Source organism: Serratia sp. SA088 (genome assembly GCF_049065515.1).
GTDB classification, from domain to species: Bacteria; Pseudomonadota; Gammaproteobacteria; order Enterobacterales; family Enterobacteriaceae; genus Serratia; species Serratia nematodiphila.
In genome coordinates this window covers 54,890-78,405 of sequence record NZ_JBAKGW010000006.1, presented here as the reverse complement: position 1 = coordinate 78,405, position 23,516 = coordinate 54,890, and the positions used below count along the sequence as shown (strand labels likewise).

The window sequence follows — 23,516 nt, the reverse complement described above, 5'->3', positions numbered from 1 at the left end:
TGCGGCAACCGGGGGGCAACGGTACGGGGTCTAACTTAAACGAATCTTAAACAAGGCGGATTGCAGGGCATTCCAATCGGCATTTTCGCTGTGGATAAGCTCAATTCGGCTGTCGAGCGGCGCGACCGGGCGGGTTTCGATGTTGAGATCCTGCCCCTGACGATTGATCAGCAATGTGCCTTCGGGGATGCGTACCACGCCTTTGGCGCGTTCGACCGGCGCGAGTCGCACCCATTCCATGAAGCCGGCGGTGTCGAACCGGGTATCGCCGTCAAAAATCCAGCCGCAGCTGGCGAAGCCTTGCCCTTCATTCAACGCTCGCCGCCAGCGGGCGTGCTCCGGCAGCCGCAGCGCCGCCAGCCCCTGCTTTTTCGCCTGACCATGATGATGCTGCGCGTCCGGCAATTCTGTACGATTCGTGCGCGGAAGTGACAACAGCGCGCCATCCGCTTCGCCTTGCGCGATGGCGTAGCAGGGCCGCTGCAGCGGGTCTTGCGCCTTCCAGGCCTCCAGCGCCAGCCTGTCTTCCGGCCGGTAGGTATCGCTTTTGCTGGCCAAAATAATGTCGGCCGCGGCCAGCTGATCGCGGAAGTTTTCGTTGTCGCGGTAGCGGGGCTGGCTGAGCTGGCGGGCATCCAGCAGGCACAGGGTGGCCTGCAGATCGATCCAGCCGGCATAGCTCTCCTGGGTCAGCAGCGACAGGATTTGTTTCGGATGCCCGAGCCCGGTCGGCTCGATCAGCAGCCGATCCGGTTTGGCCTGCTGCAACAGCATATTCAAGCCCACCTGCATCGGCAGGCCGTTGACGCAGCACATGCAGCCACCGGGGATCTCTTTGAGCACCGCGCCGCTGTCTGCCAGCAGCGCGCCGTCAATGCCGATCTCGCCGAATTCATTGACCAATACCGCCCAGCGTTCATGTTCGGGCTTATGAGCCAGCAAATGGCGGATAGTGGTGGTTTTGCCGCTGCCGAGGAAACCGGTAATCAAATTGGTTTTGGTCATTAATAATTCCTGGCGCAAAAATTAACCTGCTTAATAAATGAGTTACGCAGCCGTGTCGGTGAAACGGCCGCAATTTAATTTGTGCTCTATCTCGCAAATTTTGCACGTCACCATGCGCTTTTCAACCGACAAAATCCACCGTTTATAACAAGAAAATTCTTAGATAAAACCCTGTATTAGATGCGGTTAACTTTTGTTAGTAGCTTGTTTTTACATTGTTAATGACGAGATTAACGATCAAATCTCGTCCCTTTCCTTGCGATTATTCCTAACAAGTTCCTCTATGGTTAAATTGGCTTAACTAAAAATGAGGTTGCCATGAATACCTTTCGGTTATTTTTGATCGTAGGAATGTTGTTTTCATGGACGGCAGTGAGTCAGGCAGGAGTGGCCGGCGGGGTAATTCGCTTCGTCGGCTCTATCGTTGAAAGTCCTTGCACGGTCAAGATTGCAGATTCTAAGGCGAATACGCAATGTTACCGCAACGGCCAGCATTATCAGGCTCAGCAAGCGTTGTCAGGTTTTGATACTACACGCAAAGAACTTCCGCTAAATCTAGGCACAACCGAAATGAAGTGGGTAGACCAACAGAAGAAACTCGCTGTTATGACGGTCGTTTATCGTTAAGTCGTTCCGCCATGCCGGCGTAACGTTACGCCGGCATGGTTATTCTCGGCCCTGCAGGCTCCTCACCGCATCACCCACTCCTTCACCGTTTCACGCGCGCCGCGATCGCGCAGTGATAAATAGGCTTGCGTCACCGCTTCGCTAAACGCCGCATGCGCCGCCAGCGTTTCGCCGAATACCGATTTCAACGCCAACAGCGCCGCTACGCGCCGTCGATCGTCCGTTGTGGCGGCGATCGTCTGCTGCAGCACGTCTGCCAGCGGATCGCGAATGTCGATCGGCTCACCGGCGTCATCGACGCCGCCGACGTAACGCATCCAGCCCGCCACGCCCAGCGCCAGCCCGCTATAGTCGCCGCCGTGCCGCAGATGCCAGCGCACGGCATCCAGCAGCCGCTGCGGCAGCTTCTGCGTGCCGTCCATGGCGATCTGCCAGGTGAGGTGTTGCAGCGCCGGATTGCTGAAGCGCGCGATAAGCTGTGCGGCATAATCGGGCAGGCTGATGCCGGTGACGCTCAGCGTTGGCGCCTGTTCGTTCAGCATCAACCGCAGGGCGGCGCGGCGGTAGTGCTCATCCGCCATGCACTCGTTGATATAGCGGTAGCCGCCCAGGTAGCCTAAGTAAGCCAGGAACGAGTGGCTGCCGTTCAGCATGCGCAGCTTCATGTGTTCAAACGGCAGCACATCGCTGACCAACTGGGCGCCGGCCAACTCCCACGCCGGGCGTCCGGCGGTGAAGTTGTCTTCCACTACCCATTGAATGAAGGGCTCGCAGGCGATGGCGCATTCGTCGCGCACGCCGCCCAACGCGGTGGCGATCTCATCCAGCGTGGCCGGCGTGGCGGCCGGCACGATGCGATCCACCATGGTGCAGGGGAAGGTAGCGGCGCTGGCGATCCAATCGGCGAGCGACGGATCTCGCGCCTGCGCCAGATCGAGCACCGCCCGGCGCAGCACATGGCCGTTCTCCGGAATATTGTCGCAGGAGAGCAGGGAGAAGGCGGGCAGGCCGCGTTCGCGCCGCAGCCGCAGCGCTTCCACCAAAATGCCGGGCACGGTCTGCGGCTGATGCGGCCACGCCAGATCGGCGACGATCCCCGAATGCTGTCTGTCCAGCCGTCCGCTGCCGGGCTCGATGCAGTAGCCTTTTTCGGTGATGGTCATCGAGACGATCGCCACCTGCGGTTCGGCCAGCTTCTCCAGCACCGCGGCGATGCCCTCCAGCTTGCGGTGCAGGCTCTCACGCACAGCGCCGATCACGATAGCCTGATGGCTGTCCGCGCCTTTCTCCAGCACGCTGTACAGATGATCCTGTTGCCGCAGCGCCTCAAACAGCGGCACGCCGCCGGACAGACTGATCTCGCAAATGCCCCAGTCGCCGCCTTGGGCGTTCAGCACCCGATCGGTCAGCAGCGCCTGATGCGCGCGGTGGAACGCGCCGAAACCCAGGTGCACGATGCGGCTGCGCAGGGCCCGGCGATCATAATTCGGTTGCCGGACGGCGCCCGGCAGCGGGGTGTTGGCGATCGTATTCATCTCATCTCCAAAGCGAGTAGACAGCTGGCGGGCCACTTGCGTCAAGTTAGCGGACCAGTTTGTCGCCCCATCAACAAGGGCGCGCTGACGATAAAAAACTGCCACCAGTCTAAAGTTGTCGGCAGGTTAAGGGAATTGGTCAGGCCAAAATAAGCCAGAATCGTGAAGCGGATCAACCAATGAACGGTTCAATTTTGACAGCGCGCGGCGAAAGAGTAAGTTAAAGCTAGCTGACATCTAAATTAAACTGGTATAACAACATCGCAATGCGAGACAGGCATAAGGACACAACATGGAACAAACATGGCGTTGGTATGGCCCGAACGATCCGGTCTCTTTGGATGACGTGCGTCAGGCCGGGGCGACCGGGGTGGTCACGGCGCTGCACCATATTGCGAACGGCGAAGTCTGGCCGATCGACGAGATCCGCGCGCGGCAGGCGCTGCTGGCGGAAAAGGGGCTGGTGTGGTCGGTGGTGGAGAGCGTGCCGGTACATGAGGAGATCAAAACCCACAGCGGTGACTGGCGGCGGTACATCGCCAATTACCAGCAGTCACTGCGCAATCTGGCGGCCTGCGGCATCGACACCGTTTGCTACAACTTCATGCCGATCCTCGACTGGACGCGCACCGATCTGGCCTATCCGCTGCCGGACGGTTCCAAAGCGCTGCGTTTCGATCAGGTAGCCTTCGCCGCGTTCGAGCTGCATATCCTGCAGCGCGCCGGCGCCGAGGCGGACTATACGGCGCAAGAGCGCAGTCAGGCGGCGGCCTATTTCGCCGCCATGAGCGAGGAGGAGAAAGCCACGCTGACCGGCAACATCATCGCCGGGCTGCCGGGTGCGGAAGAAGGCTATACGTTGGAGCAGTTCCGCCGCCGCCTGGCGGAATACGACGGCATCGACAAGGCGCGGCTGCGCGAAAACATGGCGGTCTTTCTGCGCGCCATCGTGCCGGTGGCGGAAGAGGTCGGCATCCGGCTGGCGGTGCATCCCGACGATCCGCCGCGGCCGATCCTCGGCCTGCCGCGCATCGTCTCCACGATCGAAGACATGCAGTGGCTGAAACAGACCGTCGACAGCATTCATAACGGCTTCACCATGTGCACCGGTTCCTACGGCGTGCGCGCCGACAACGATCTGGTGCGGATGATTGAAACCTTCGGCGACCGCATTCACTTTACCCACCTGCGCGCCACCTGCCGCGAGGAAAACCCGAAAAGCTTCCACGAGGGAGCGCATCTGCAGGGCGATGTGGACATGGTGGCGGTGATCGAAGCGATCCTGACCGAAGAACTGCGTCGGCAGCGGGCGGGCGATCGGCGGCCGATCCCGATGCGCCCCGATCATGGGCATCAGATGCTGGACGATTTGAAAAAGAAAACCAATCCGGGCTATTCGGCCATCGGGCGGTTGAAAGGGCTGGCGGAGCTGCGCGGCGTCGAGCTGGCGCTCAAGCGGCGCTTTTTCCCGGAATTGCCGTAGCGGAAAATGAAACGGGGCCGAGTATCGGCCCCGTAGGCGCGACTAGTCTGCGCGGCTCATGTAGCGGCGTTCGGCGATATGAATGCGAATTTTGTCGCCGGCGCTGAGGTATTCCGGCACATGGATCACCAGGCCGGTCGCCATGGTGGCCGGTTTGTTGCGGGCGCTGGCGGAAGCGCCTTTAATGCCCGGCGCGGTCTCGACGATTTCCATATCCACGGTCTGCGGCAGCTCCAGCGCCAGCACCTGGCCATCCAGCGTCAGCACCTGCATACCCGGCAGGCCGCCTTCCGGAATGAACAGCAGCTCGTCTTCGATCTGGTCTTTCTTGAAAATGTACGGGGTGTAGTCTTCGTCATCCATGAACACGTATTCTTCGCCGTCGATATAGGAGAAGTTCACCTTGCGGCGCGACAGGGAAATGGTGTCCAGGATATCGTCGCCCTTGAAGCGTTCTTCCACTTTCAGGCCGGTGCGCACGTCGGAGAAGCGCATTTTGTACAGGGTGCTGGCGCCGCGGGCGCTCGGGCTCTGCACGTCGATATCTTTTACCAGCAGCAGCTTGCCGTTGTAGCTGATCGCCATGCCGCGCTTAATTTCGTTAGCTCTTGCCATTTCAATTTCATCCGCAATGAAGAGTATTAGAGAAGTTGCGACAAGGTACTCGCGCCGCCGATTTCAGGCAATAGCCCGGCGTAAAAACAGTGCAGGAAAGGGAGAGCAGGCGCTCTCCCTTCGAGGATTACCGGAAGACCGGCAGCAGGCCGAACAGCGACAGAATATGTGCGGCAGCGTTGATCAACCCGAACAGGATGACGAACAGGATCACGCCGTTGCCGCCCGGTGCACGGTAACCGGCCTGCGGATAACGGCGGCGGCTGGCGCGCGCCATCAGCGCCGGCACGATCACCGCCCAGACGGTGGCCGCCAGCCCGGCGAAGCCGATGGCGTACAGGAAACCGTTCGGGAACAGCAGCGCGGCCAGGGTCGGCGGCACGAAGGTCACCAGGGCGGTCTTGCTGCGCCCGACGGCGTCGTCCTTGAACTTGCAGAAGTCCGCCAGATAATCGAACAGGCCCAGCGATACGCCGAGGAACGAGCTGGCCAGCGCCATATAGGAGAAGGCGTTCAGCAGTTGGCTGACGGTCTGGCTGCTGGAGACGTTGCCCATTTGCTTGAGCAGGCTGCCGATATTGCCGCCTTCGGCGATCACTTGCTTAAAGGCGTCGCGCGCGATATTGCCCTGAATCACATACTGCCACAGGATGTAGATAGCCAATGCCAGCAGGGTGCCGTACACCAGGCTGCGCACCACGGAACCGCTGTCCTTGTGGTAGTACTTCACCAGCCCGGGAATGTTGCCGTGGTAGCCGAACGAAGTCAGCAGGTAAGGCAGCGCCGCCAGGGCGTAAGGCAGATAGCTGGCCCGATCATCGCCGGTGTTGAACAGCACCGCGGGCTGCACGTGGGTGAACATGTCGCCCACCGACATCACGAAGGTGATCACCATACCGCCGATCAGAATGGTGCTCAGGCGATCGACCGCGCGGGTGGAGAGCCAGACGATAAACGCCACCACCAGCGCGAACACCAGGCCGGCGGTAGTCTGGCCGACGCCGACGATGCCCTCCAGCGTGTGCGCGATGATCGAGCCGCCGGCGGAGATATAGGCGTAGGTCAGGATGTACAGCACGAACGCCACCGACAGGCCGTTCACCGCGTTCCAGCCTTTGCCCAGCAGATCCTTGACCATGGTGTTGAAGCTGGCGCCGCTCGGGTAGTGCAGCGTGGCTTCGAGGATCATCAGGCCGGACAGCAGCATGCAGGCCCAGGTATAAACCAGCAGCGCGACGGAGCCGCTGAACCAGACACCGGAAGTGACGATCGGAATGGAAAACATGCCGGCGCCAACGGCGGTTCCGGCAATGATCATCGCGCCGCCAAGGACGGAAGGGCGGGCCAGCTTCTGAATGGTGTCCGTAGACATGCGTGCTCCTGAGGGAAGAAGTTCTTTTGTACTAGCTCAATAGTACATGGGCGCATGGCGCATGTAAAGCGAAGGAATTGCACGTTTCACGCGTTTTTTTCTTTAAATCAAGGTTTGCTGGGCGTTTATTCGCCATCGGGTGCAGCCGGCCGGCGCAGAGCGATGAGTGTAAAGATCGCGGGGACGCAGGGATTCTGCTGGCGGTGGCCGCGTGCGGCTGCTATTGTCGCGCTTCTTTCCCCCCAGCCCACCAGGAGTAGCGCTGATGGACTGTCGCAGCGACTGCGGCGCCTGCTGTATCGCGCCGTCAATATCCAGCCCGATCCCCGGCATGCCGAACGGCAAGCCCGCCAATACTCGCTGCATTCATCTGGATGAACGGCTGCGCTGTGGCCTGTTTCATTCGCCGCTGAGGCCGAAGGTGTGCGGCAGCCTGCAGCCGAGCCGCGACATGTGCCACGATCACCGCGATCAGGCGCTGATTTACCTCGCCAGACTGGAGGCGGACACCGCGCCTTAAGCGTCTTTCAACCGCCACAGACACAGCGTCGCGCCTGCCGCCATCGCAGCCGACCCGAACAGTGTGGGGGAACGGCGTAGTGGCTGTCTCTCCAGGTGCCGTTCATGGCGGTCGCAGAGAAATACCGGATATTTAAGGCTATTCCTTTTGCACGGCGCGTACAGAGACTGGATAAAAAATGCCGGTCAGGCTTAACTGACCGGCATTACGCGTTGCGCCCTCTGTTTACCGTGGGATCAGGCGCCTTGCGGCACTGCGTGCGCGGTATTTTTCAATACCGGCCCCTGATACTTCTCGATCTGCAGCTGCGCCATCTGCCCGCAGTTGCCCTGCGCCAGGCTGGAAGAGCCGATGTCGAAGGTCAGACAGTTGACGTTGCCGTTCTTGCACAGCGAGCCGGGCTGCGCCGGATCGGCCGGATCGAACCAGGCGCCTTCGCTGATGCGCACCACGCCGGGCCGCACGTCTTCGCTGACCACCGCGCCCACCAGGATCTGACCGCGATCGTTAAACGCCCGCACCAGATCGCCGCCGCTGATGCCGCGCGGCTGCGCGTCCTGCGGGTGGATCAGGATCGCTTCACGATCCGCTACAGCGTATTTCTCGCGCAGCGGCGTGTTATCGAGCTGGGAGTGCAGCCGGTTGGTCGGGTGCGCGGTATTGAGCGACAGCGGATATTTGGCCGCTTCCGGCCCGCGATACCACTCGTGCGGCGGCATCCAGGTCGGAATGCCGGGGCAATCCTCGTAATGCATTTTGGCGATGGCGTCGGAGTAGATCTCGATCTTGCCCGACGGCGTGCCCAGCGGGTTCAGCAACGGGTTGTCGCGATAGTCGGCGAAGCGCACCCACTGCTTATTGGCCTCCGGCACCGGGAAGCGCACGTAATTGTTGGATTGCCAGAACATGTCGAACGGCGGCAGCGCCACCCGCGCGGCGCGCGCCTGGTTCTTCATGTCGTCGTACATGCCTTTCAGCCACTGGGTTTCATCCTTGCCCTCGGTGAAGGCTTCCTGTACGCCCAGCCTGGCCGCCATTGCCGAGAAGATGTCGAAGTCGCTACGCGACTCGTGTTGTGGCGGCACGCATTGATGCATCGGGAACACGTAGAGCTGCGAATAGTCGCCGCCCATTTCCAGATCGTTGCGCTCGTAGCTGGTGGTGGCCGGCAGCACGATATCGGCATGCTTGGCGGTAGCGGTCCAGTAAGGCTCGTTAACCACGATGGTGTCCGGCCGCTGCCAGGCTTTGACCAGGTTATTGGTGTCCTGATGCTGGTGGAAGGTGTTGCCGCCCGCCACATACACCATTTTCACCTCGGGGTAAGTGACCTTGGCACCGTTGAAGTCGATGGTTTTGCCCGGGTTGCTCAGGCATTCGGCGATGCGCGCCACCGGGATCGGCGCCGGCGAGTTCTTCGGCGCGTTGCCGGCGGAGATGCCGGCGATGATGCCGCCCTTGGCGGTCGGGCTGCCGCCGGAGGAATAGTGATAGCTGAAGCCGAAGCCGCCGCCCGGCAGGCCGATCTGGCCGAGCATCGCCGCCACCGTCACCAGCAGCCAGTGCTGCTGCTCGCCGTGGTGCTGGCGCTGAATGCCCCAGCCGCCCATGATCATGGTGCGATGCTTCGCCATCTCACGCGCCAGACCGCGCAGCGTGTCGGCAGCGACACCGCTGATGTCGGCCGCCCATTCGGCGGTTTTCGCCACGCCGTCGCTCTCGCCCAGCAGGTAGGCCTGGAACTTGTCGAAGCCGACGGTGTAGGTTTTCAGGAAGTCCGGGTTATGCAGCTTCTCGGTCAGCAACGTGTGGGCGATGCCGATCAGCATGGCGCCGTCGGTATAAGGGCGCGGGGCGATCCACTGCGCATTGACGAACTTGGCGCTGTCGCTGTGCACCGGATCGATGCTGATCACCCGGGTGCCTTTCTTCTTCAGCGCCTCGAAGCCGGTCTGGCCGACGTGATCCGGCACGTTCCAGCTGTTTTTCAGCGTGACCATCGGGTTACAGCCCCACAGGATCACCAGCTCGCTGTTCTCGATCACGTTCGGCCAGGCGGTCTGCTGTTCGTAGACCTCCATCGAGCCGACCACGTGCGACATGATCACCTGCGCTGCGCCGGTGGAGTAGTCGCCGGCGTAGCCGAGGAAGCCGCCGGTCAGGTTCATCAGACGCTGCAGCAGCGTGCGGCTGTTGTGCAGCATACCGACGCTTTTCCAGCCATAGGAACCGGCGTAGATCGACTGCGGCCCGTGATCTTTCTGCAGGCGAACGATCTCATTGCACACCAGCTCGGTCGCTTTGTCCCAGCTGACGCGCACCCACTCGTCGCGGCCGCGCAGTTCGGTGCGGCTGCCGGGGCCGCCTTCCAGCCAGCTTTTGCGCACCATCGGATATTTGATGCGGTTCTCGGCGTGCACCTGATAAGGCGCCATGGTGATCAGCTCATTGGGATACGGATCGTCCTGCACCGGCTGCACGCCGACCATCTTGCCGTCCTGCACGATGGCCTCAAACGCGCCCCAGTGGGCGCCGGTCAGAATGCCTTTCTGCGCCTGACGCAAGACGATGAACTGCGGCAGCGCTTCGCTGATGGCCTGCGCCAGCGCCGCTTTGGGCCATAAGCCCGCCAGCAGCGGGGCGGCGGCCAGCGCGGCGGCGCCGGTCAGGAAGCGGCGGCGGCTCATGGTTAACGGTTGTTGGTTGCTCATTGCGCTTCTCCCTTAAAGCTTGGCCGGTGCGGCAGGTGGCATGTCGCTGGCGTGTTTTTGTACGTATTGCGTCAGCACGCGCAGCTGTTCCTGCGTCAGCGAGGTGCGTGGCGCCATGCCTTTGATGACGCCGATCCATTGGTTGGCGTTGAAGCGATCGAGCGCGGTCAGCCCGTGGCAGCCGGTACAGTTGGCCGACATCATGTCCGCGGCGTAGCGCCAGATTTTTTGCTGATCGTCGATCAACTGCTTGCGCGGCAGCCACACCTGCAGAGAAACCTGATGCCAGACCAGGCCGGTTTCCACATCGGTCTGGGTGGCGGCGGTCTTCAGCTGTTGGCGTGCTTCCTCACCCAGCAGCACGCTGAGGATGCGTTTGCCCTGCGCGGCGTAGAACACTTCGCTGACCCCGTCCTGCTGCCAGCCACTGACGGTGGCCAGCACTTTGTCGCCATCCTGCTTGACCACCTGCACTTCGGTGGACGGCATCAGGTTGCCGGCGTTATGGCTGTCGTTGGCGCCGAGGAAGAACGGCTCGGTGGCGATGGTGTAGAGGGTGGTGGCGTCCGGTGCGGTCAACGCCGCGGCCTTCGCCAGCTCGGCGGCACCGGCCTGGGTTTCGCCGCTCATGTCCGGCAGGATATGCGCCACGCCCTTGTGGCAATCGATGCAGGTTTCGCCCTGTTTGATCGCCACCGGGTGCTGCAGGCGCGCCTCAGGGCGCTGGGCGGTGATGTCCATGGCGTCGTAGCTGTGGCAGGAGCGGCAGGTGGCCGAGTCGTTCTCTTTCAGCGTTTTCCAGACTGACTGCGCCATCGCCAGCTTGTGCGCTTCGTATTTCTCCGGCGTATCGATGGTGCCGACCATTTCGCCGTAGATGTCTTTTACCGCGCGGATCTTGGTCCACAGGTAGTCGATCGGCTGGTGCGGCACGTGGCAGTCGGCGCACTCGGCGCGGATGCCCTTGGTGTTCTGGAAGTGGACGCTGCCTTGATATTCGGCCAGCGGCTGTTGCATGGTGTGGCAGGAAACGCAGAAGGCGGTATCGCTGGTTTTATGGAAGACGGTGGCGGTCCCGGCCAACAGCGCTGCGCCGAGGATAATCCCCAGCAGCAAAAGCCATAGCCATCCCCACCGACGCTTTTTTTCAAAGCCAGTCAGTTTTTTGCTCATGGTAAACCCGCTTATAATTATGAATTTAAAATAAAATCTTGCCAAAAGGCCACCGACCGGAGGTCAGAATGCCACGTCGATTGCAGGGGTAATGATAGAAGAGGGTTAACCCCATAGGGTTATCCGTAGTCAAAAAAATGGCGTATATCGCAAAAAATAGCGTTATATTCTAATTTATATAACGATAGGGCGCTGCGGCAGGGGAAGCGAGCACAGCACGCGCTCGCATTGGATCAGACCGCTGGCAGGTAGGCCAGGCCGCTCAGCCACAGGCGGATGGCGGTGCGGCTGGCTTCGAAATGGGGTTCCGGCAGGGCTTCAGGCGCGCACCAGCGCCATTCGGAGCATTTCTCGGGCTCTCTCAGCTCGGCGTTGCCGCCGGGGTGATCCACTTGCAGGCAGATTGACACCGTGTGTTTGCCTTCGGCGCGCCAGGTTTGCAGATTGTTGCTGACGCCAACGAAGCGCGGCGGGTCGATGAGCAACCCGGTCTCTTCGGCGATTTCGCGCTGGGCGCACTGCTCGAAGGTTTCACCGGCATCCAGATGCCCGCCGGGGATCGACCAAAAGGGCGCGTGGGAACCGCAGCGTTTGCCCAACAAAATCTCGCCTTGCGGGTTGACGATGATCACCCCGACGCCCGTCACTACGTTCATGCTTTTCTCCGTCAGCAAGGTTTCAGCACAGTATGTCATTTTGCCCCGGCGCTGGCCAATACGCCGGCAAAAGTGTGCGTAAGCTCAAAAATCTGCAATGGCGAAAGGGAGAAAGCTTGCTTTCGCCTTGTGCTGCTCACACACTCCTTGAAACGTTTCAGCGTTGTCCGGCCGCTTGTGGCGAACGGATAACGCTCCTTTTTCTCAATGAAGCTGAAACGATTCAATTCAGCAGGAGAGGAGAATCATGTTCCAGTTGTCACCGCAAGACATTCATCTGGGCGCCGTTGCCGACGGTAAGCAAGAGGCCATCCGCCTGGTGGCCGCCGCCCTGACCGAAGCCGGCTGCGTCAGCGCCGGTTACGTGGACGGCATGCTGCAGCGCGAACTGCAGACGTCCACCTATCTGGGCAACGGCATCGCCATTCCGCACGGCACCACCGATACCCGCGATCTGGTGTTGAAAACCGGCGTGCAGGTGTTCCAGTTCCCGCAGGGCATCGCCTGGGGAGAAGGCCAGACCGCCTATGTGGCGATCGGCATCGCCGCCCGTTCCGACGAGCATTTGGCGCTGCTGCGTCAGCTCACCCACGTCCTGAGCGATGACAGCGTGGCGGAGCGGCTGGCGCAAACCACCTCTGCGGAGGAACTGCGCAGCCTGCTGATGGGCGAACAACAGAGCGCCGAATTCCAGTTCGACGTTTCGCTGATTGCGCTCGACGTCGCCGCCGACAGCCTGATGACGCTGCAGGCGCTGAACGCCGGCCGGCTGCAAAAGGCCGGCGCGGTCAACGCGCAGTTCGTCAGTGATGTCATCACCCGCAAGCCGCTGAACCTGGGGCAGGGCATCTGGCTGAGCGACAGCGTCGAAGGCAACCTGGCCAGCGCGGCCACCGTCAGCCGCCCGGCGCAGGCTTTGGTGGAAGACGGCGAGCCGGTGGCGCTGCTGCTGACGGTGTCGGTCGCCGACGCGCAGCCGCTGGCGGTGCTCAACTACCTCAGCGATCTGCTGCTGGCCAATAAAGCTGAACGCTTGCTGAAGGCGGATGCCGCCGGCGTGCTGGCGCTGCTGACCAGCGAAGTGGCTGAGGAGAGCAGCGTGCTGAGCGCCGAGTTCGTGATCCGCAACGAGCACGGTCTGCACGCGCGGCCGGGCACGGCGCTGGTCAACGTGATCAAAAGTTTCAACAGTGACATCACCGTCACCAACCTGGACGGCAGCGGCAAGCCGGCCAACGGGCGCAGCCTGATGAAGGTGGTGGCGCTGGGCGTGAAGAAAGGGCATCACCTGCGCTTTACCGCCAATGGAGAAGATGCTGAAGCCGCGCTGAAGGCGATTGGCGAAGCGATTAATGAAGGACTGGGCGAGGGCGCAGCATGAGCAGAAGAGTAGCAACGATCACCCTGAACCCGGCGTACGATCTGGTGGGTTTCTGCCCGCAGATCGAGCGCGGGGAAGTCAATCGGGTAAAAACCGCCGGCCTGCACGCCGCCGGTAAGGGCATCAACGTCGCCAAGGTGTTGAAGGATTTAGGCATCGACGTCACCGTCGGCGGCTTCCTGGGCAAAGACAATCAGGACGGTTTCCAGCTGCTGTTCAGCGATCTGGGGATCGCCAACCGCTTTCAGGTGGTGCCGGGCCGTACCCGCATCAACGTCAAGCTGACGGAAAAAGACGGCGAAGTCACCGACTTCAACTTCTCCGGTTTCGAAGTGACGCCGCAGGACTGGGATCGCTTCGTCAGCGACTCGCTGAGCTGGCTGGGCCAGTTCGACATGGTGGCGGTGAGCGGCAGCCTGCCGGCCGGCGTCGATCCTGACGCATTTACCGACTGGATGACCCAGCTGCGCGCCAAGTGCCCGTGCATCATTTTCGACAGCAGCCGCGAAGCGCTGGTCGCCGGGTTGAAGGCCTCGCCGTGGCTGGTGAAGCCGAACCGCCGCGAGCTGGAAATCTGGGCCGGTCGCCCGCTGCCGACGCTGGCGGACGTGGTCGAGGCCGCGCATGCGCTGCGTGAACAGGGCATCGCCCACGTGGTGATCTCCCTCGGTGCGGAAGGCGCGCTGTGGGTTAACGCCTCCGGCGCCTGGATCGCCAAACCGCCGTCCTGTGAGGTGGTCAGCACCGTGGGCGCCGGCGATTCGATGGTCGGAGGCCTGATTTACGGCCTGCTGATGCGCGAATCCAGCGAACACACTCTGCGTCTGGCCACGGCGGTAGCGGCGCTGGCGGTCAGCCAAAGCAACGTCGGCGTGACCGATCGTCCCCAGTTGGCCGCGATGATGGCGCGCGTCGATCTGAAACCTTTCAATCAATAGCAGGAGGCAGAATGAAAACGCTGCTGATGGTAGACAGTTCGCTGGGGCAGGCCCGTGGCCACCTGGCGAAACGCATGCTGGAGGCCGCCGCGGCCAAAGCCGGCCTGACGCTGGTCGAGTCGCTGCAGGACGCCGAACTGGTGGCGGTGGCGGGGCAGGCTGCTCCTGCTGACGCCGGGCTGAACGGCAAATTGGTGTATGTGGGCGAGGTAGAACAGGCGGTGCGTGAACCGGACGCTTTTCTGGCGCGTGCCAAGGCCGAAGCTGAAACCTATCAGGCGCCGCAGGCGGCGGCACCGGTGAAAGCCAATGAGCAAAAACGCATCGTGGCGATCACCGCTTGCCCAACCGGCGTGGCGCACACCTTTATGGCGGCCGAAGCCATTGAAAGTGAAGCCAAGAAACGCGGCTGGTGGGTGAAAGTGGAAACGCGCGGCTCCGTCGGCGCCGGCAACGCCATCACCCCGGAAGAAGTGGCGGCGGCGGATCTGGTGATCGTCGCGGCGGACATTGAAGTGGATCTGGACAAGTTTGCCGGCAAACCGATGTACCGCACTTCGACCGGCCTGGCGCTGAAGAAAACCGCCCAGGAGCTGGACAAGGCGCAGGCCGAGGCGGAAGTGTTCCAGCCGCAGCAGCGCGGCAACGCGGCGCCGGCGGCGAAAAAGAAAGAGGGCAACGGCCCGTATCGTCACCTGCTGACCGGCGTGTCCTACATGCTGCCGATGGTGGTGGCGGGCGGTTTGTGCATCGCGCTGTCGTTCGTGTTCGGCATCAAGGCGTTTGAAGTCAAAGGCACCCTGGCGGCGGCGCTGATGCAGATCGGCGGCGGCTCCGCCTTCGCGCTGATGGTGCCGGTGTTGGCCGGTTTCATCGCCTTCTCCATCGCGGATCGTCCGGGCCTGACGCCGGGCCTGATCGGCGGCATGCTGGCGGTGAGCACCGGCGCCGGGTTCCTCGGCGGCATCATCGCCGGTTTCCTGGCGGGTTATGTCGCCAGGGCGATCAGCAGCAAACTGCGCCTGCCGCAAAGTATGGAAGCGTTGAAGCCCATCTTGATCATTCCGCTGGTGGCCAGCCTGATCACCGGCCTTATCATGATTTACGTGGTCGGCACGCCGGTAGCGAAAATCATGGAAGGCCTGACCCATTGGCTGCAATCGCTGGGCACCGCCAACGCCGTGCTGCTGGGGGCGATCCTCGGTGGCATGATGTGCACCGACATGGGGGGGCCGGTGAACAAAGCGGCCTACGCGTTCGGCGTGGCGCTGCTCAGCTCCTCGGTGTATGCGCCGATGGCAGCCATCATGGCCGCCGGTATGGTGCCGCCGCTGGCGATGGGTCTGGCGACGCTGCTGGCGCGCCGCAAGTTCCCGAAATCCGAACAGGAAGGCGGCAAGGCGGCGTTGGTGCTGGGGCTGTGCTTCATCACCGAAGGGGCGATTCCGTTCGCCGCCCGCGATCCGATGCGCGTGTTGCCGTGCTGCATCGCCGGCGGGGCGCTGACCGGCGCGCTGTCGATGGCCTTCGGCGCCAAGCTGATGGCGCCGCACGGCGGCTTGTTCGTGCTGCTGATCCCGGGCGCGATTTCGCCGGTGTTGCTGTACCTGGTGGCGATCGCCGCCGGCACGCTGTTGGCCGGGGTGGCTTATGCCCTGCTGAAACGTGCTGAAGTACCGGCGGCCAGCGTGGCGTAACGGCGATCCAGCCATAAAAAAACCGGAGCCCAGGCTCCGGTTTTGTCGTTTGGGCGCCGCGTTACTGCTGCGCCTTCAGCCAGGCGATCTCTTCGGCCCAGATATCCGGGTTTACCGTTTCCAGAATCAGCGGGATGTTGTCGAAACGCGGATCGCGCATGATGTAGCTGAACACCGTTTTGCCGATGTTGCCTTCCCCCAGGCTGTGATGGCGGTCGACGCGGCTGTTGAACTCGCTCTTGGCATCGTTCAGGTGCATGCCGCGCAGGTAGTTGAAACCGACGATGTCGCCCAACTGCTTGAAGGTGCGCTCGCACTCTTCTTCGGTGCGCAGATCGTACCCGGCGGCGAAGGCGTGGCAGGTGTCGATGCAAACGCCGACGCGGCTTTTGTCTTCCACGCCGTCGATGATCGCCGCCAGGTGCTCGAATTTGAAGCCCAGGTTGCTGCCCTGGCCGGCGGTGTTTTCGATCACGGCCGTCACGCCGGCGGTTTTGTCCAGCGCGATATTGATCGATTCGGCGATGCGCGCCAGGCACTTGTCTTCATCGATTTGCAGCAGGTGGCTGCCGGGGTGGAAGTTCAACAGCGTCAGCCCCAGCTGCTCGCAGCGCTGCAGCTCGTCGATGAACGCCTCGCGCGATTTTTCCAACGCGTCGGCCACCGGGTGCCCCAGGTTGATCAGGTAGCTGTCGTGCGGCAGGATCTGCCCCGGCCCATAACCGTACTGGGCGCAGGCGCTCTTGAACTTATCGATCACGTCTGCGGCCAGCGGCGCGGCCTTCCATTGACGCTGATTTTTGGTGAACAGGGCGAACGCGGTCGCCTCCAATTCGTGCGCGCGGATAACCGCCTGATCCACGCCGCCTGACGCGCTGACATGTGCACCGACAAACTTCATCTTCATTCTCCTGTGTTATCGGTGACATTATGGCATTGATAGCGGGCGGATTGAATGGTGAAAAGCGGCGGCCCGCCGAAGCGGGCCGCCGAGGGCGATTACAGCAGGTGTTGCACCAGTTGGTTTATCGCGGCGCCGCCGACCAGCAGCCAGACGAACAGCAGCGTGGCCAGCAGAATCGGTTTCATCCCGGCCTGGCGCACGGCGCTGATGTGGGTGGTCAACCCCAGCGCCGCCATCGCCATTGCCAGCATCCAGGTGTCGGCGGTGATCAGATGGCGCACCAGCGTGGCCGGCAGCAGGTTGAAGGAGTTCAGCCCGGCGACGACGATAAACAGCACGGCGAACCACGGAATGGTGATGGCGGATTTTTCCGCCTTGCCTGCGCTGCCGCGGCTGATGTAGCCCGACAGCAGCAGCAGGAACGGCGCCAGCATCATCACGCGGATCATCTTGGCGATCACCGCTGCATTTTCGGCGTCCGGCCCGATGGCGTGCCCGGCGGCGACCACCTGAGCCACTTCGTGAATGGTGGAGCCGGCGTAAATGCCGAAGGTTTCCTGGCTGAACGGCAACCACTGGAAGTGTTCATTCAACTGATACAGCCACGGGTAGGCGAAGATCGCCAGAGTGCCGAATACCACCACGGTCGAGACCGCTACCGCCACTTTGCTGGAGTCGGCCTTCAGCACCGGCTCGGTGGCCATCACCGCCGCCGCGCCGCAAATGCTGCTGCCGGCGCCGATCAGCATCGCGGTTTGGCTGTCGATGCCGAACACTTTCTTGCCGAGCCAGCAGGCCAGCAGGAAGGTGGTGATCAGGGTCAGCGCGTCGATGATGATGCCGCTGGCGCCGACGTCGGCAATCTGCTGAAAGGTCAGCCGGAAGCCGTAAAGGATAATGCCCAGACGCAGCAGCCGCTGTTTGGCCAGCTGCACGCCGCCGTGACAAACGGTTTGCCAGCGGGGGTACAGCGTGTTGCCCACCAGAATACCGAGCAGGATCGCTAGCGTCAGCGCCCCCAGCCCCAGCTCCGCCACCCAGGGAATATCGCCGGCCCAGACGGCCAGCGCGGTGAGCGCGCCGGTCAGCGCCAGCCCCGGCACCAGCCGCGGCAGGCCAAACAGCGGAAAGCGTCGCTCGGGGTAAGTGTGAGTGGTATCAGTCGCCATAAAAGTCAGTCCTTCAGTCTGTTTCTTGCTGCTAAGAGTACGTTTGGGCTGAATAAAAGAGAAATTGATTATATATTTATAACCTATCTGAATAAGTGGTATGGGATCAGGCATTGGCATACAGCCGCATTGCGGCTAGGGTGAGGAAGTGCGGCGAGCCGCCGTCAACTTTCCAACTAACAGGAGCAGGCGATGGATACCGACGATCAACGCAGAGAGCAGGTAGATCAGGAAGTGGGGCGCGCGGTGCGGCGGTTGATTGAAGAAAACAAGACGATCGACCGCGATCATCTCGCGGCGATGCTGCAATTGATACTGCGGAACGAAGCCGGCACGCCGCGAGAGCCGGTACTGGCCGCGGCGGCGCAGCTGGTCGCGTTGGGTAAATAGCGCGCCGAACTGGCCGCAAACAGGGTAGCCTGGCCGGGCTGCCCACATCACCATGTTGGGGTTCTCTGGCAGAACCTTCTTTCAATACCGGGACGGCTATGCATATCACGTTGCGTCAACTGGAAGTTTTCACCGAAGTGCTGAAAAGCGGTTCGACCACTCAGGCCTCGGTGGTGCTGGCGCTGTCGCAGTCGGCGGTCAGCGCGGCGCTGGCGGATCTGGAGGGGCAGCTGGGCGTGCAGCTGTTCGATCGCGTCGGCAAACGGCTGGTGATCAACGAACACGGCCGCTTGCTGTACCCCAAGGCGCTGGCGCTGCTGGAGCAGGCGGGGGAGATCGAGCAGCTGTTTCGCCATGATGGCGGGGCGCTGCGCATCGCCGCCAGCAGCACCATCGGCAACTATATGCTGCCGGAGATGATCGCCCGTTACCGCCGGGACTTTCCGGCCACGCCGCTGGAGCTGAACGTCGGCAACAGCCAGGACGTGATCGTGGCGGTGGCGGATTTTCGCGTCGATCTGGGGCTGATCGAAGGGCCTTGCCATATGCCGGAGCTGGTGACGCAGCCGTGGCTGGAGGACGAGCTGGTGGTGTTCGCTGCGCCGGATAACCCGCTGACCCGTCAACCGCCGACGCTGGAGGCGCTGGCGAATGCGCCTTGGATCCTGCGTGAGCGCGGTTCGGGCACTCGCGAGGTGCTGGATCATCTGCTGTTGGCGCACCTGCCGCACTTTCAGCTGGTGATGGAGCTCGGCAACTCGGAGGCGATCAAGCATGCGGTGCGGCACGGTATCGGCATCAGTTGCCTGTCGCGGCGGGTGGTGGCGGAGCAGCTGGCCAGCGGCGCGTTGGTGGAACTGCCGGTGCCGCTGCCGCCGCTGCGGCGCACCCTGTACCTGATCCGCCATCGGCAAAAGCACATTTCCAACGCGTTGCAGCGTTTTCTCAGCTATTGCGTGCTGTAATCGACAGCGCGTCACGTCTTCTATCGCCGCGCAGGCCAAAGAAAGCATAAAAACCTGCGCGCGCTCACATTAATGAGAGTAAGTAAGGCCATAAGGGGCGCGGCTAATAATTGCCTCTGAATTATGAAGCTATCTTATATCGGTGCAATGTTGCTAGTTCACCGGCGGGTATTTGTTACAATCCGCCCTCATTTTTCGAAGAGCAGATAGATAGGGAACGAATGGCTCAGCAGGATATAAAAACATCGGGGCAGCAAGCTCCCGGATTGCGCCGCGAGCTGAAAGCCCGGCATTTGACCATGATCGCCATCGGCGGCTCCATCGGCACCGGCCTGTTCGTCGCCTCGGGCGCCACGGTTTCTCAGGCAGGTCCCGGCGGGGCGCTGCTGTCTTACGCTCTGATCGGTTTGATGGTGTACTTCCTGATGACCAGTCTGGGCGAACTGGCGGCCTTTATGCCGGTCTCCGGTTCATTCTCCACCTACGGCGCCAAATACGTGGAAGAAGGCTTCGGCTTCGCACTGGGCTGGAACTACTGGTACAACTGGGCGGTGACCATCGCCGTTGACCTGGTGGCTTCGCAATTGGTGATGAGCTACTGGTTCCCGGACACGCCCGGCTGGATCTGGAGCGCGCTGTTCCTCGGCCTGATGTTCCTGCTGAACTACATTTCGGTGAAAGGGTTCGGCGAGGCGGAATACTGGTTCGCGCTGATCAAGGTCAGCACCGTGATTATTTTCATCGCCGTCGGCGTGCTGATGATTGTCGGCATTCTGAAAGGCGGCGAGCATGCCGGCTGGCAGAACTGGACCATTGGAGATGCGCCGTTCGCCGGCGGCTTCTCGGCGATGATCGGCGTGGCCATGATCGTCGGCTTCTCGTTCCAGGGCACTGAACTTATCGGCATCGCGGCCGGCGAATCGGAAAACCCGGGTAAAAATATTCCGCGCGCGGTGCGTCAGGTGTTCTGGCGTATCCTGCTGTTCTATATCTTCGCCATCCTGATCATCAGCCTGATCATTCCGTATACCGATCCGAGCCTGCTGCGCAATGACGTGAAAGACATCAGCGTCAGCCCGTTCACCCTGGTGTTCCAGCATGCCGGCCTGCTGTCGGCGGCGGCGGTGATGAACGCGGTGATCCTGACGGCGGTGTTGTCGGCCGGTAACTCGGGCATGTACGCATCGACCCGCATGTTGTACACCCTGGCGTCGGAAGGCAAGGCGCCGCGCATCTTCGCCAAGCTGTCGAAAGGCGGCGTGCCGCGCAACGCGCTGTACGCGACCTGCGTGGTAGCCGGGCTGTGCTTCCTGACCTCGATGTTCGGCAACCAGTCGGTTTACCTGTGGCTGCTGAATACCTCGGGCATGACCGGCTTCATCGCCTGGTTGGGCATCGCCATCAGCCACTACCGTTTCCGTCGCGGTTACATGCTGCAGGGGCGCGATCTCAACGACTTACCGTACCGTTCCGGGTTCTTCCCGCTGGGGCCGATCTTCGCCTTCGTGCTGTGCCTGATCATTACCCTGGGCCAGAATTACCAGGCCTTCCTGCAAGACAAGATTGACTGGTACGGCGTGACCGCGACCTACATCGGCATTCCGCTGTTCCTGCTGATTTGGTTCGGTTACAAGCTGTCGCAAGGCACCCGTGTCGTGAAGTATAGCGAAATGGAATTCCCGAAGATGGACGTGAAGTAATCTTCGGTGAGTGACTCGCGGCGGGGGCTCCCGCCGCGTTTTGGTTTACTTTTTCCCGCCTTTGGCTTCCGCCAGCGCCTGCTGCGCCGAGCTCATCGAACTCTCTACCGTAGCGTAATGCTGCGTCAGCGCCAAAATGCCGGCGTTAAGCCGCATGTTCACCTCGCCGAACGCGCCAAAATCGTAGGGCGCCTCCAGCGGCGGCACAATGCGCGCCAGAAACTCGCTTTCCGCTCCGTAGGGCAGATCGTGCATCAGAATCAAAAACGGGCCGCCACCCCCACGGCATTCAGCCTGGGGGGGAGAGGAGAGGGCGTCAGCGTGAGACGCAGCTGGCGTTGAAACGGTTCGTCATCGGCGTACAGCGGGCTGTGCAACAGCCAGTTCAGCAGCGCCGGGCGTTTGGGCGTTACCGCCGGAGATGGGCTTCTCATTACAGCCTCGTCAATAAGGCCGTTCTTGCGGCGGCCTGAAAGTTTTTTGCATGCGCGGTGCTGTGGTTTTGGATTCTATGTGGTTTTGCCGCTATTTGTCAGAGTCTGGTCGGATCAGGAATAATTTTCAGAATAATTAACCTACTGGCCGTTGCGGGGGAAATCGTGGTGGTTTGAAAAATGGCGATAAAAAACAAATTATTACATTTCGACAACGCCGTTTTCACCTATTGATATGATTGATAAGTATTATCGTTTGCTTTATTGTGGGCGGCTGCGCGCAGGCGGTCGCCGTGCGCTTTCCGGTTTACGGCGGACGCCTTCGCGCCGCTGTCATGATGGTTGTAACAGGTATCTTAACGAATGAGCGTATCCACCGATCCCATGACTGACGCCAAGGGGCAACCCAACGCCGGCGTGATGGGGCGTTATCAGCATATTCTTCGCCATCGCCTGTTGATGATGGGCGTGTTGGCACTGGCGATCCTGGGTTCGCTGCTGCTGGATTTCACCATGGGGCCATCCGGCCTGTCGCTGTCGTCTTTGTGGCAAACGCTGCTTGATCCCGCCGCGGCCGATGCCGGCACGCGGGTGATCGTCTGGGACATCCGCTTGCCCTATGCGCTGATGGCGGTGGTGGTGGGCTTTGCGCTCGGCCTGGCCGGGGCGGAAATGCAGACCATCCTGAATAACCCGCTGGCCAGTCCCTTCACCCTCGGCGTGTCTTCCGCCGCGGCCTTTGGCGCCGCGCTGGCGATCGTGCTCGGCATCGGCATTCCGGGCATTCCCGATCAGTGGTTCATCTCCGCCAACGCCTTTATCTTTGCGCTGTTCGCTGCGCTGATGCTCGACGGCATCACGCGCTGGACGCGGGTCGCCACCTCCGGCGTGGTGCTGTTCGGCATCGCGCTGGTGTTTACCTTCAACGCGCTAGTCTCGATGATGCAGTTCATCGCCAGCGAGGACACGCTGCAGGGGCTGGTGTTCTGGACCATGGGCAGCCTGGCGCGCGCCTCGTGGGACAAGCTGGGCATTCTGTTCGGGGTGTTCGCCGTGCTGCTGCCGTTGTCGATGATGAGCTCGTGGAAACTGACCGCGCTGCGTCTGGGTGAAGACAGGGCGGTGAGTTTCGGCATCGACGTGCGCCGTCTGCGGCTGACCACGCTGCTGCGCATCAGCATTCTCTCGGCGCTGGCGGTGGCCTTCGTCGGGCCGATCGGCTTTATCGGCCTGGTGGCGCCGCACATCGCCCGCATGATCTTCGGCGAAGATCACCGTTTCTACCTGCCGGCCAGTGCGCTGATTGGCGCGCTGGTGTTGTCGATGGCCTCGGTGGCGTCGAAAAATCTGGTGCCCGGCGTGATCATTCCGGTGGGCATCGTCACCTCGCTGGTCGGGGTGCCGTTCTTCCTGAGCATTATTCTGCGCCATCGGGGGAACGTATGAATCAGGGCTTGCGCATAGAAAACTTCTCGGCGGGCTATCCGAAGCGTCAGGTGATCGACAATCTCTCGGTGCCGATGCTGCCGCGCGGGCAAATCACCGTGCTGCTGGGGCCGAACGGCAGCGGCAAATCGACGCTGCTGCGTTCGCTGGCCGGGCTGAACCCGGCGCAGGGCAAGCTGTGGCTGGACGATGACGATCTGATGCAGATGCCGTTCGCCCGTCGGGCGGAGAAAGTGGTGTATCTGCCGCAGTCGCTGCCCGCCGGAGTGCATCTGCACGTGTTGGAGTCGATTATCGTGGCGCAGCGCGCCTCGGGCGGCCGCAGCAACGCCAGCAGCGAAGCGGAAGTGATGGCTTTGCTGGAACAGCTGGGCATCGCCCACCTGGCGCTGAGCTACCTCGATCAGCTGTCCGGCGGCCAGAAACAGCTGGTGGGGTTGGCGCAGTCGCTGATCCGTCAGCCGTCGCTGCTGCTGCTGGATGAGCCGCTGAGCGCGCTCGATCTCAACTATCAGTTCCACGTGATGGATTTGGTGCGCCGTGAAACCCGCAAGCGCAATATCGTGACGGTGGTGGTGGTGCATGACATCAACATCGCGCTGCGTCACGGCGACCACGTGCTGATGCTGCAGGATGGCGATCTGATCGCCGACGGCGCGCCGGATCAGGTGATTACGCCGCAGAGCCTGGCGCGGGTCTACGGCGTGCGCGGGCGCATCGAGCGCTGTTCGCAGGGCACGCCGCAGGTGCTGATAGACGGCCTGGTAAACCAGCCGACGATTTAATCCAGGAAAA

21 protein-coding genes and 1 pseudogene are annotated in these 23,516 nt (G+C 61.7%); 11 read left to right on the top strand and 11 right to left on the bottom strand.

The annotated features are described in order from the left end of the window. Positions 1-30: 30 nt before the first annotated feature. Positions 31-1,005 carry a GTP-binding protein gene (locus tag ACOWVD_RS16195; protein ID WP_197842734.1) on the bottom strand — a complete coding sequence of 325 codons (975 nt, stop codon included), beginning with the start codon at positions 1,003-1,005 and terminating at the stop codon, positions 31-33. A 318-nt stretch (positions 1,006-1,323) separates the two neighbouring features. Between ACOWVD_RS16195 and ACOWVD_RS16190 the strand changes: the two genes are divergently transcribed. Then, positions 1,324-1,632 carry a type 1 fimbrial protein gene (locus ACOWVD_RS16190; RefSeq protein ID WP_004935734.1) on the top strand — a complete coding sequence of 103 codons (309 nt, stop codon included), beginning with the start codon at positions 1,324-1,326 and terminating at the stop codon, positions 1,630-1,632. Between the two features lie 62 nt (positions 1,633-1,694). Here ACOWVD_RS16190 and ACOWVD_RS16185 read toward each other — a convergent pair whose 3' ends face one another. Then, positions 1,695-3,167 (bottom strand): mannitol dehydrogenase family protein, encoded by a 1,473-nt coding sequence (locus ACOWVD_RS16185; RefSeq protein ID WP_197763362.1) that lies wholly within the window; start codon positions 3,165-3,167, stop codon positions 1,695-1,697. A 292-nt stretch (positions 3,168-3,459) separates the two neighbouring features. Here ACOWVD_RS16185 and uxuA point away from each other — a divergent pair, with 292 nt between their 5' ends. Next, positions 3,460-4,650 carry a mannonate dehydratase gene (uxuA, locus tag ACOWVD_RS16180; RefSeq protein WP_021505921.1) on the top strand — a complete coding sequence of 397 codons (1,191 nt, stop codon included), beginning with the start codon at positions 3,460-3,462 and terminating at the stop codon, positions 4,648-4,650. A gap of 42 nt (positions 4,651-4,692) precedes the next feature. Here the strand turns inward: uxuA and yeiP are convergent, their stop codons facing one another. Next, positions 4,693-5,265, bottom strand: a complete 573-nt coding sequence (yeiP, locus tag ACOWVD_RS16175; protein ID WP_004935725.1) for an elongation factor P-like protein YeiP — start codon at positions 5,263-5,265, stop codon at positions 4,693-4,695. A gap of 127 nt (positions 5,266-5,392) precedes the next feature. Further along, entirely contained in the window at positions 5,393-6,637 is a 1,245-nt protein-coding gene (gene mtr, locus ACOWVD_RS16170) for a tryptophan permease (RefSeq protein WP_004935722.1), read from the bottom strand. A 265-nt stretch (positions 6,638-6,902) separates the two neighbouring features. Here mtr and ACOWVD_RS16165 point away from each other — a divergent pair, with 265 nt between their 5' ends. Beyond that, on the top strand, positions 6,903-7,157 hold the full coding sequence (locus ACOWVD_RS16165; protein WP_015378527.1) for a YkgJ family cysteine cluster protein: 255 nt from the start codon (positions 6,903-6,905) through the stop codon (positions 7,155-7,157). A gap of 236 nt (positions 7,158-7,393) precedes the next feature. Here ACOWVD_RS16165 and torA read toward each other — a convergent pair whose 3' ends face one another. From torA to ACOWVD_RS16150, 3 genes are all read right to left on the bottom strand, one after another. Next, the gene (torA, locus tag ACOWVD_RS16160) at positions 7,394-9,868 is read right to left on the bottom strand and encodes a trimethylamine-N-oxide reductase TorA (RefSeq protein WP_049242541.1); all 2,475 of its coding nucleotides are present in this window, start codon (positions 9,866-9,868) and stop codon (positions 7,394-7,396) included. A gap of 12 nt (positions 9,869-9,880) precedes the next feature. Continuing rightward, positions 9,881-11,041, bottom strand: coding sequence for a NapC/NirT family cytochrome c (locus ACOWVD_RS16155; RefSeq protein ID WP_197800019.1), 1,161 nt, complete (start codon positions 11,039-11,041; stop codon positions 9,881-9,883). Positions 11,042-11,274: 233 nt separating this feature from the next. Continuing rightward, positions 11,275-11,697: a nucleotide triphosphate diphosphatase NUDT15 gene (locus ACOWVD_RS16150; protein ID WP_049242538.1), complete on the bottom strand. Its 423-nt coding sequence runs from the start codon at positions 11,695-11,697 to the stop codon at positions 11,275-11,277. A 247-nt stretch (positions 11,698-11,944) separates the two neighbouring features. Between ACOWVD_RS16150 and fruB the strand changes: the two genes are divergently transcribed. Genes fruB through fruA form a run of 3 tightly spaced genes read left to right on the top strand, consistent with a single transcriptional unit; the run spans position 11,945 to position 15,713 of the window. Beyond that, a complete protein-coding gene (fruB, locus tag ACOWVD_RS16145) occupies positions 11,945-13,078 on the top strand; it encodes a fused PTS fructose transporter subunit IIA/HPr protein (RefSeq protein ID WP_049242535.1) in 1,134 nt (377 codons plus the stop codon). Further along, positions 13,075-14,016, top strand: a complete 942-nt coding sequence (gene fruK, locus ACOWVD_RS16140) for a 1-phosphofructokinase (RefSeq protein ID WP_015378523.1) — start codon at positions 13,075-13,077, stop codon at positions 14,014-14,016. Before fruB ends, fruK begins: the two co-directional genes overlap by 4 nt. 11 nt (positions 14,017-14,027) lie before the next feature. Then, positions 14,028-15,713, top strand: coding sequence for a PTS fructose transporter subunit IIBC (fruA, locus tag ACOWVD_RS16135; RefSeq protein ID WP_197763366.1), 1,686 nt, complete (start codon positions 14,028-14,030; stop codon positions 15,711-15,713). Positions 15,714-15,774: 61 nt separating this feature from the next. Here the strand turns inward: fruA and nfo are convergent, their stop codons facing one another. After that, complete coding sequence (nfo, locus tag ACOWVD_RS16130) at positions 15,775-16,614, bottom strand: deoxyribonuclease IV (RefSeq protein WP_033643802.1); 840 nt, start codon at positions 16,612-16,614, stop codon at positions 15,775-15,777. A gap of 98 nt (positions 16,615-16,712) precedes the next feature. After that, positions 16,713-17,786, bottom strand: a complete 1,074-nt coding sequence (locus tag ACOWVD_RS16125) for a YeiH family putative sulfate export transporter (RefSeq protein WP_049242528.1) — start codon at positions 17,784-17,786, stop codon at positions 16,713-16,715. 192 nt (positions 17,787-17,978) lie between these two features. Here ACOWVD_RS16125 and ACOWVD_RS16120 point away from each other — a divergent pair, with 192 nt between their 5' ends. The 3 genes from ACOWVD_RS16120 to ACOWVD_RS16110 all read left to right on the top strand — a co-directional run bounded on the left by ACOWVD_RS16120 (position 17,979) and on the right by ACOWVD_RS16110 (position 20,841). Next, positions 17,979-18,176, top strand: coding sequence for a hypothetical protein (locus tag ACOWVD_RS16120; protein ID WP_421105683.1), 198 nt, complete (start codon positions 17,979-17,981; stop codon positions 18,174-18,176). Between the two features lie 98 nt (positions 18,177-18,274). Next, positions 18,275-19,141: a DNA-binding transcriptional regulator YeiE gene (yieE, locus tag ACOWVD_RS16115; protein ID WP_015378518.1), complete on the top strand. Its 867-nt coding sequence runs from the start codon at positions 18,275-18,277 to the stop codon at positions 19,139-19,141. A gap of 221 nt (positions 19,142-19,362) precedes the next feature. Continuing rightward, positions 19,363-20,841 carry an amino acid permease gene (locus tag ACOWVD_RS16110; protein WP_033632569.1) on the top strand — a complete coding sequence of 493 codons (1,479 nt, stop codon included), beginning with the start codon at positions 19,363-19,365 and terminating at the stop codon, positions 20,839-20,841. 45 nt (positions 20,842-20,886) lie between these two features. On the opposite strand, the pseudogene ACOWVD_RS16105 reads toward ACOWVD_RS16110, so the two are convergent. Together ACOWVD_RS16105 and ACOWVD_RS16100 are read right to left on the bottom strand one after the other, a co-directional pair. Next, positions 20,887-21,129 (bottom strand): annotated as a pseudogene (locus ACOWVD_RS16105) (GGDEF domain-containing protein); the annotation flags it as partial. Further along, positions 21,102-21,275, bottom strand: a complete 174-nt coding sequence (locus tag ACOWVD_RS16100; RefSeq protein WP_164095496.1) for a hypothetical protein — start codon at positions 21,273-21,275, stop codon at positions 21,102-21,104. The gene ACOWVD_RS16100 and the pseudogene ACOWVD_RS16105, both read right to left, overlap by 28 nt. A 363-nt stretch (positions 21,276-21,638) precedes the next feature. Here ACOWVD_RS16100 and ACOWVD_RS16095 point away from each other — a divergent pair, with 363 nt between their 5' ends. Both ACOWVD_RS16095 and ACOWVD_RS16090 read left to right on the top strand, forming a co-directional pair. Then, the gene (locus tag ACOWVD_RS16095) at positions 21,639-22,721 is read left to right on the top strand and encodes a FecCD family ABC transporter permease (protein ID WP_031300718.1); all 1,083 of its coding nucleotides are present in this window, start codon (positions 21,639-21,641) and stop codon (positions 22,719-22,721) included. After that, positions 22,718-23,506, top strand: coding sequence for an ABC transporter ATP-binding protein (locus ACOWVD_RS16090; protein ID WP_421079877.1), 789 nt, complete (start codon positions 22,718-22,720; stop codon positions 23,504-23,506). The genes ACOWVD_RS16095 and ACOWVD_RS16090 overlap by 4 nt, the downstream gene beginning before the upstream one ends. The last annotated feature ends 10 nt before the right edge of the window (positions 23,507-23,516 follow it).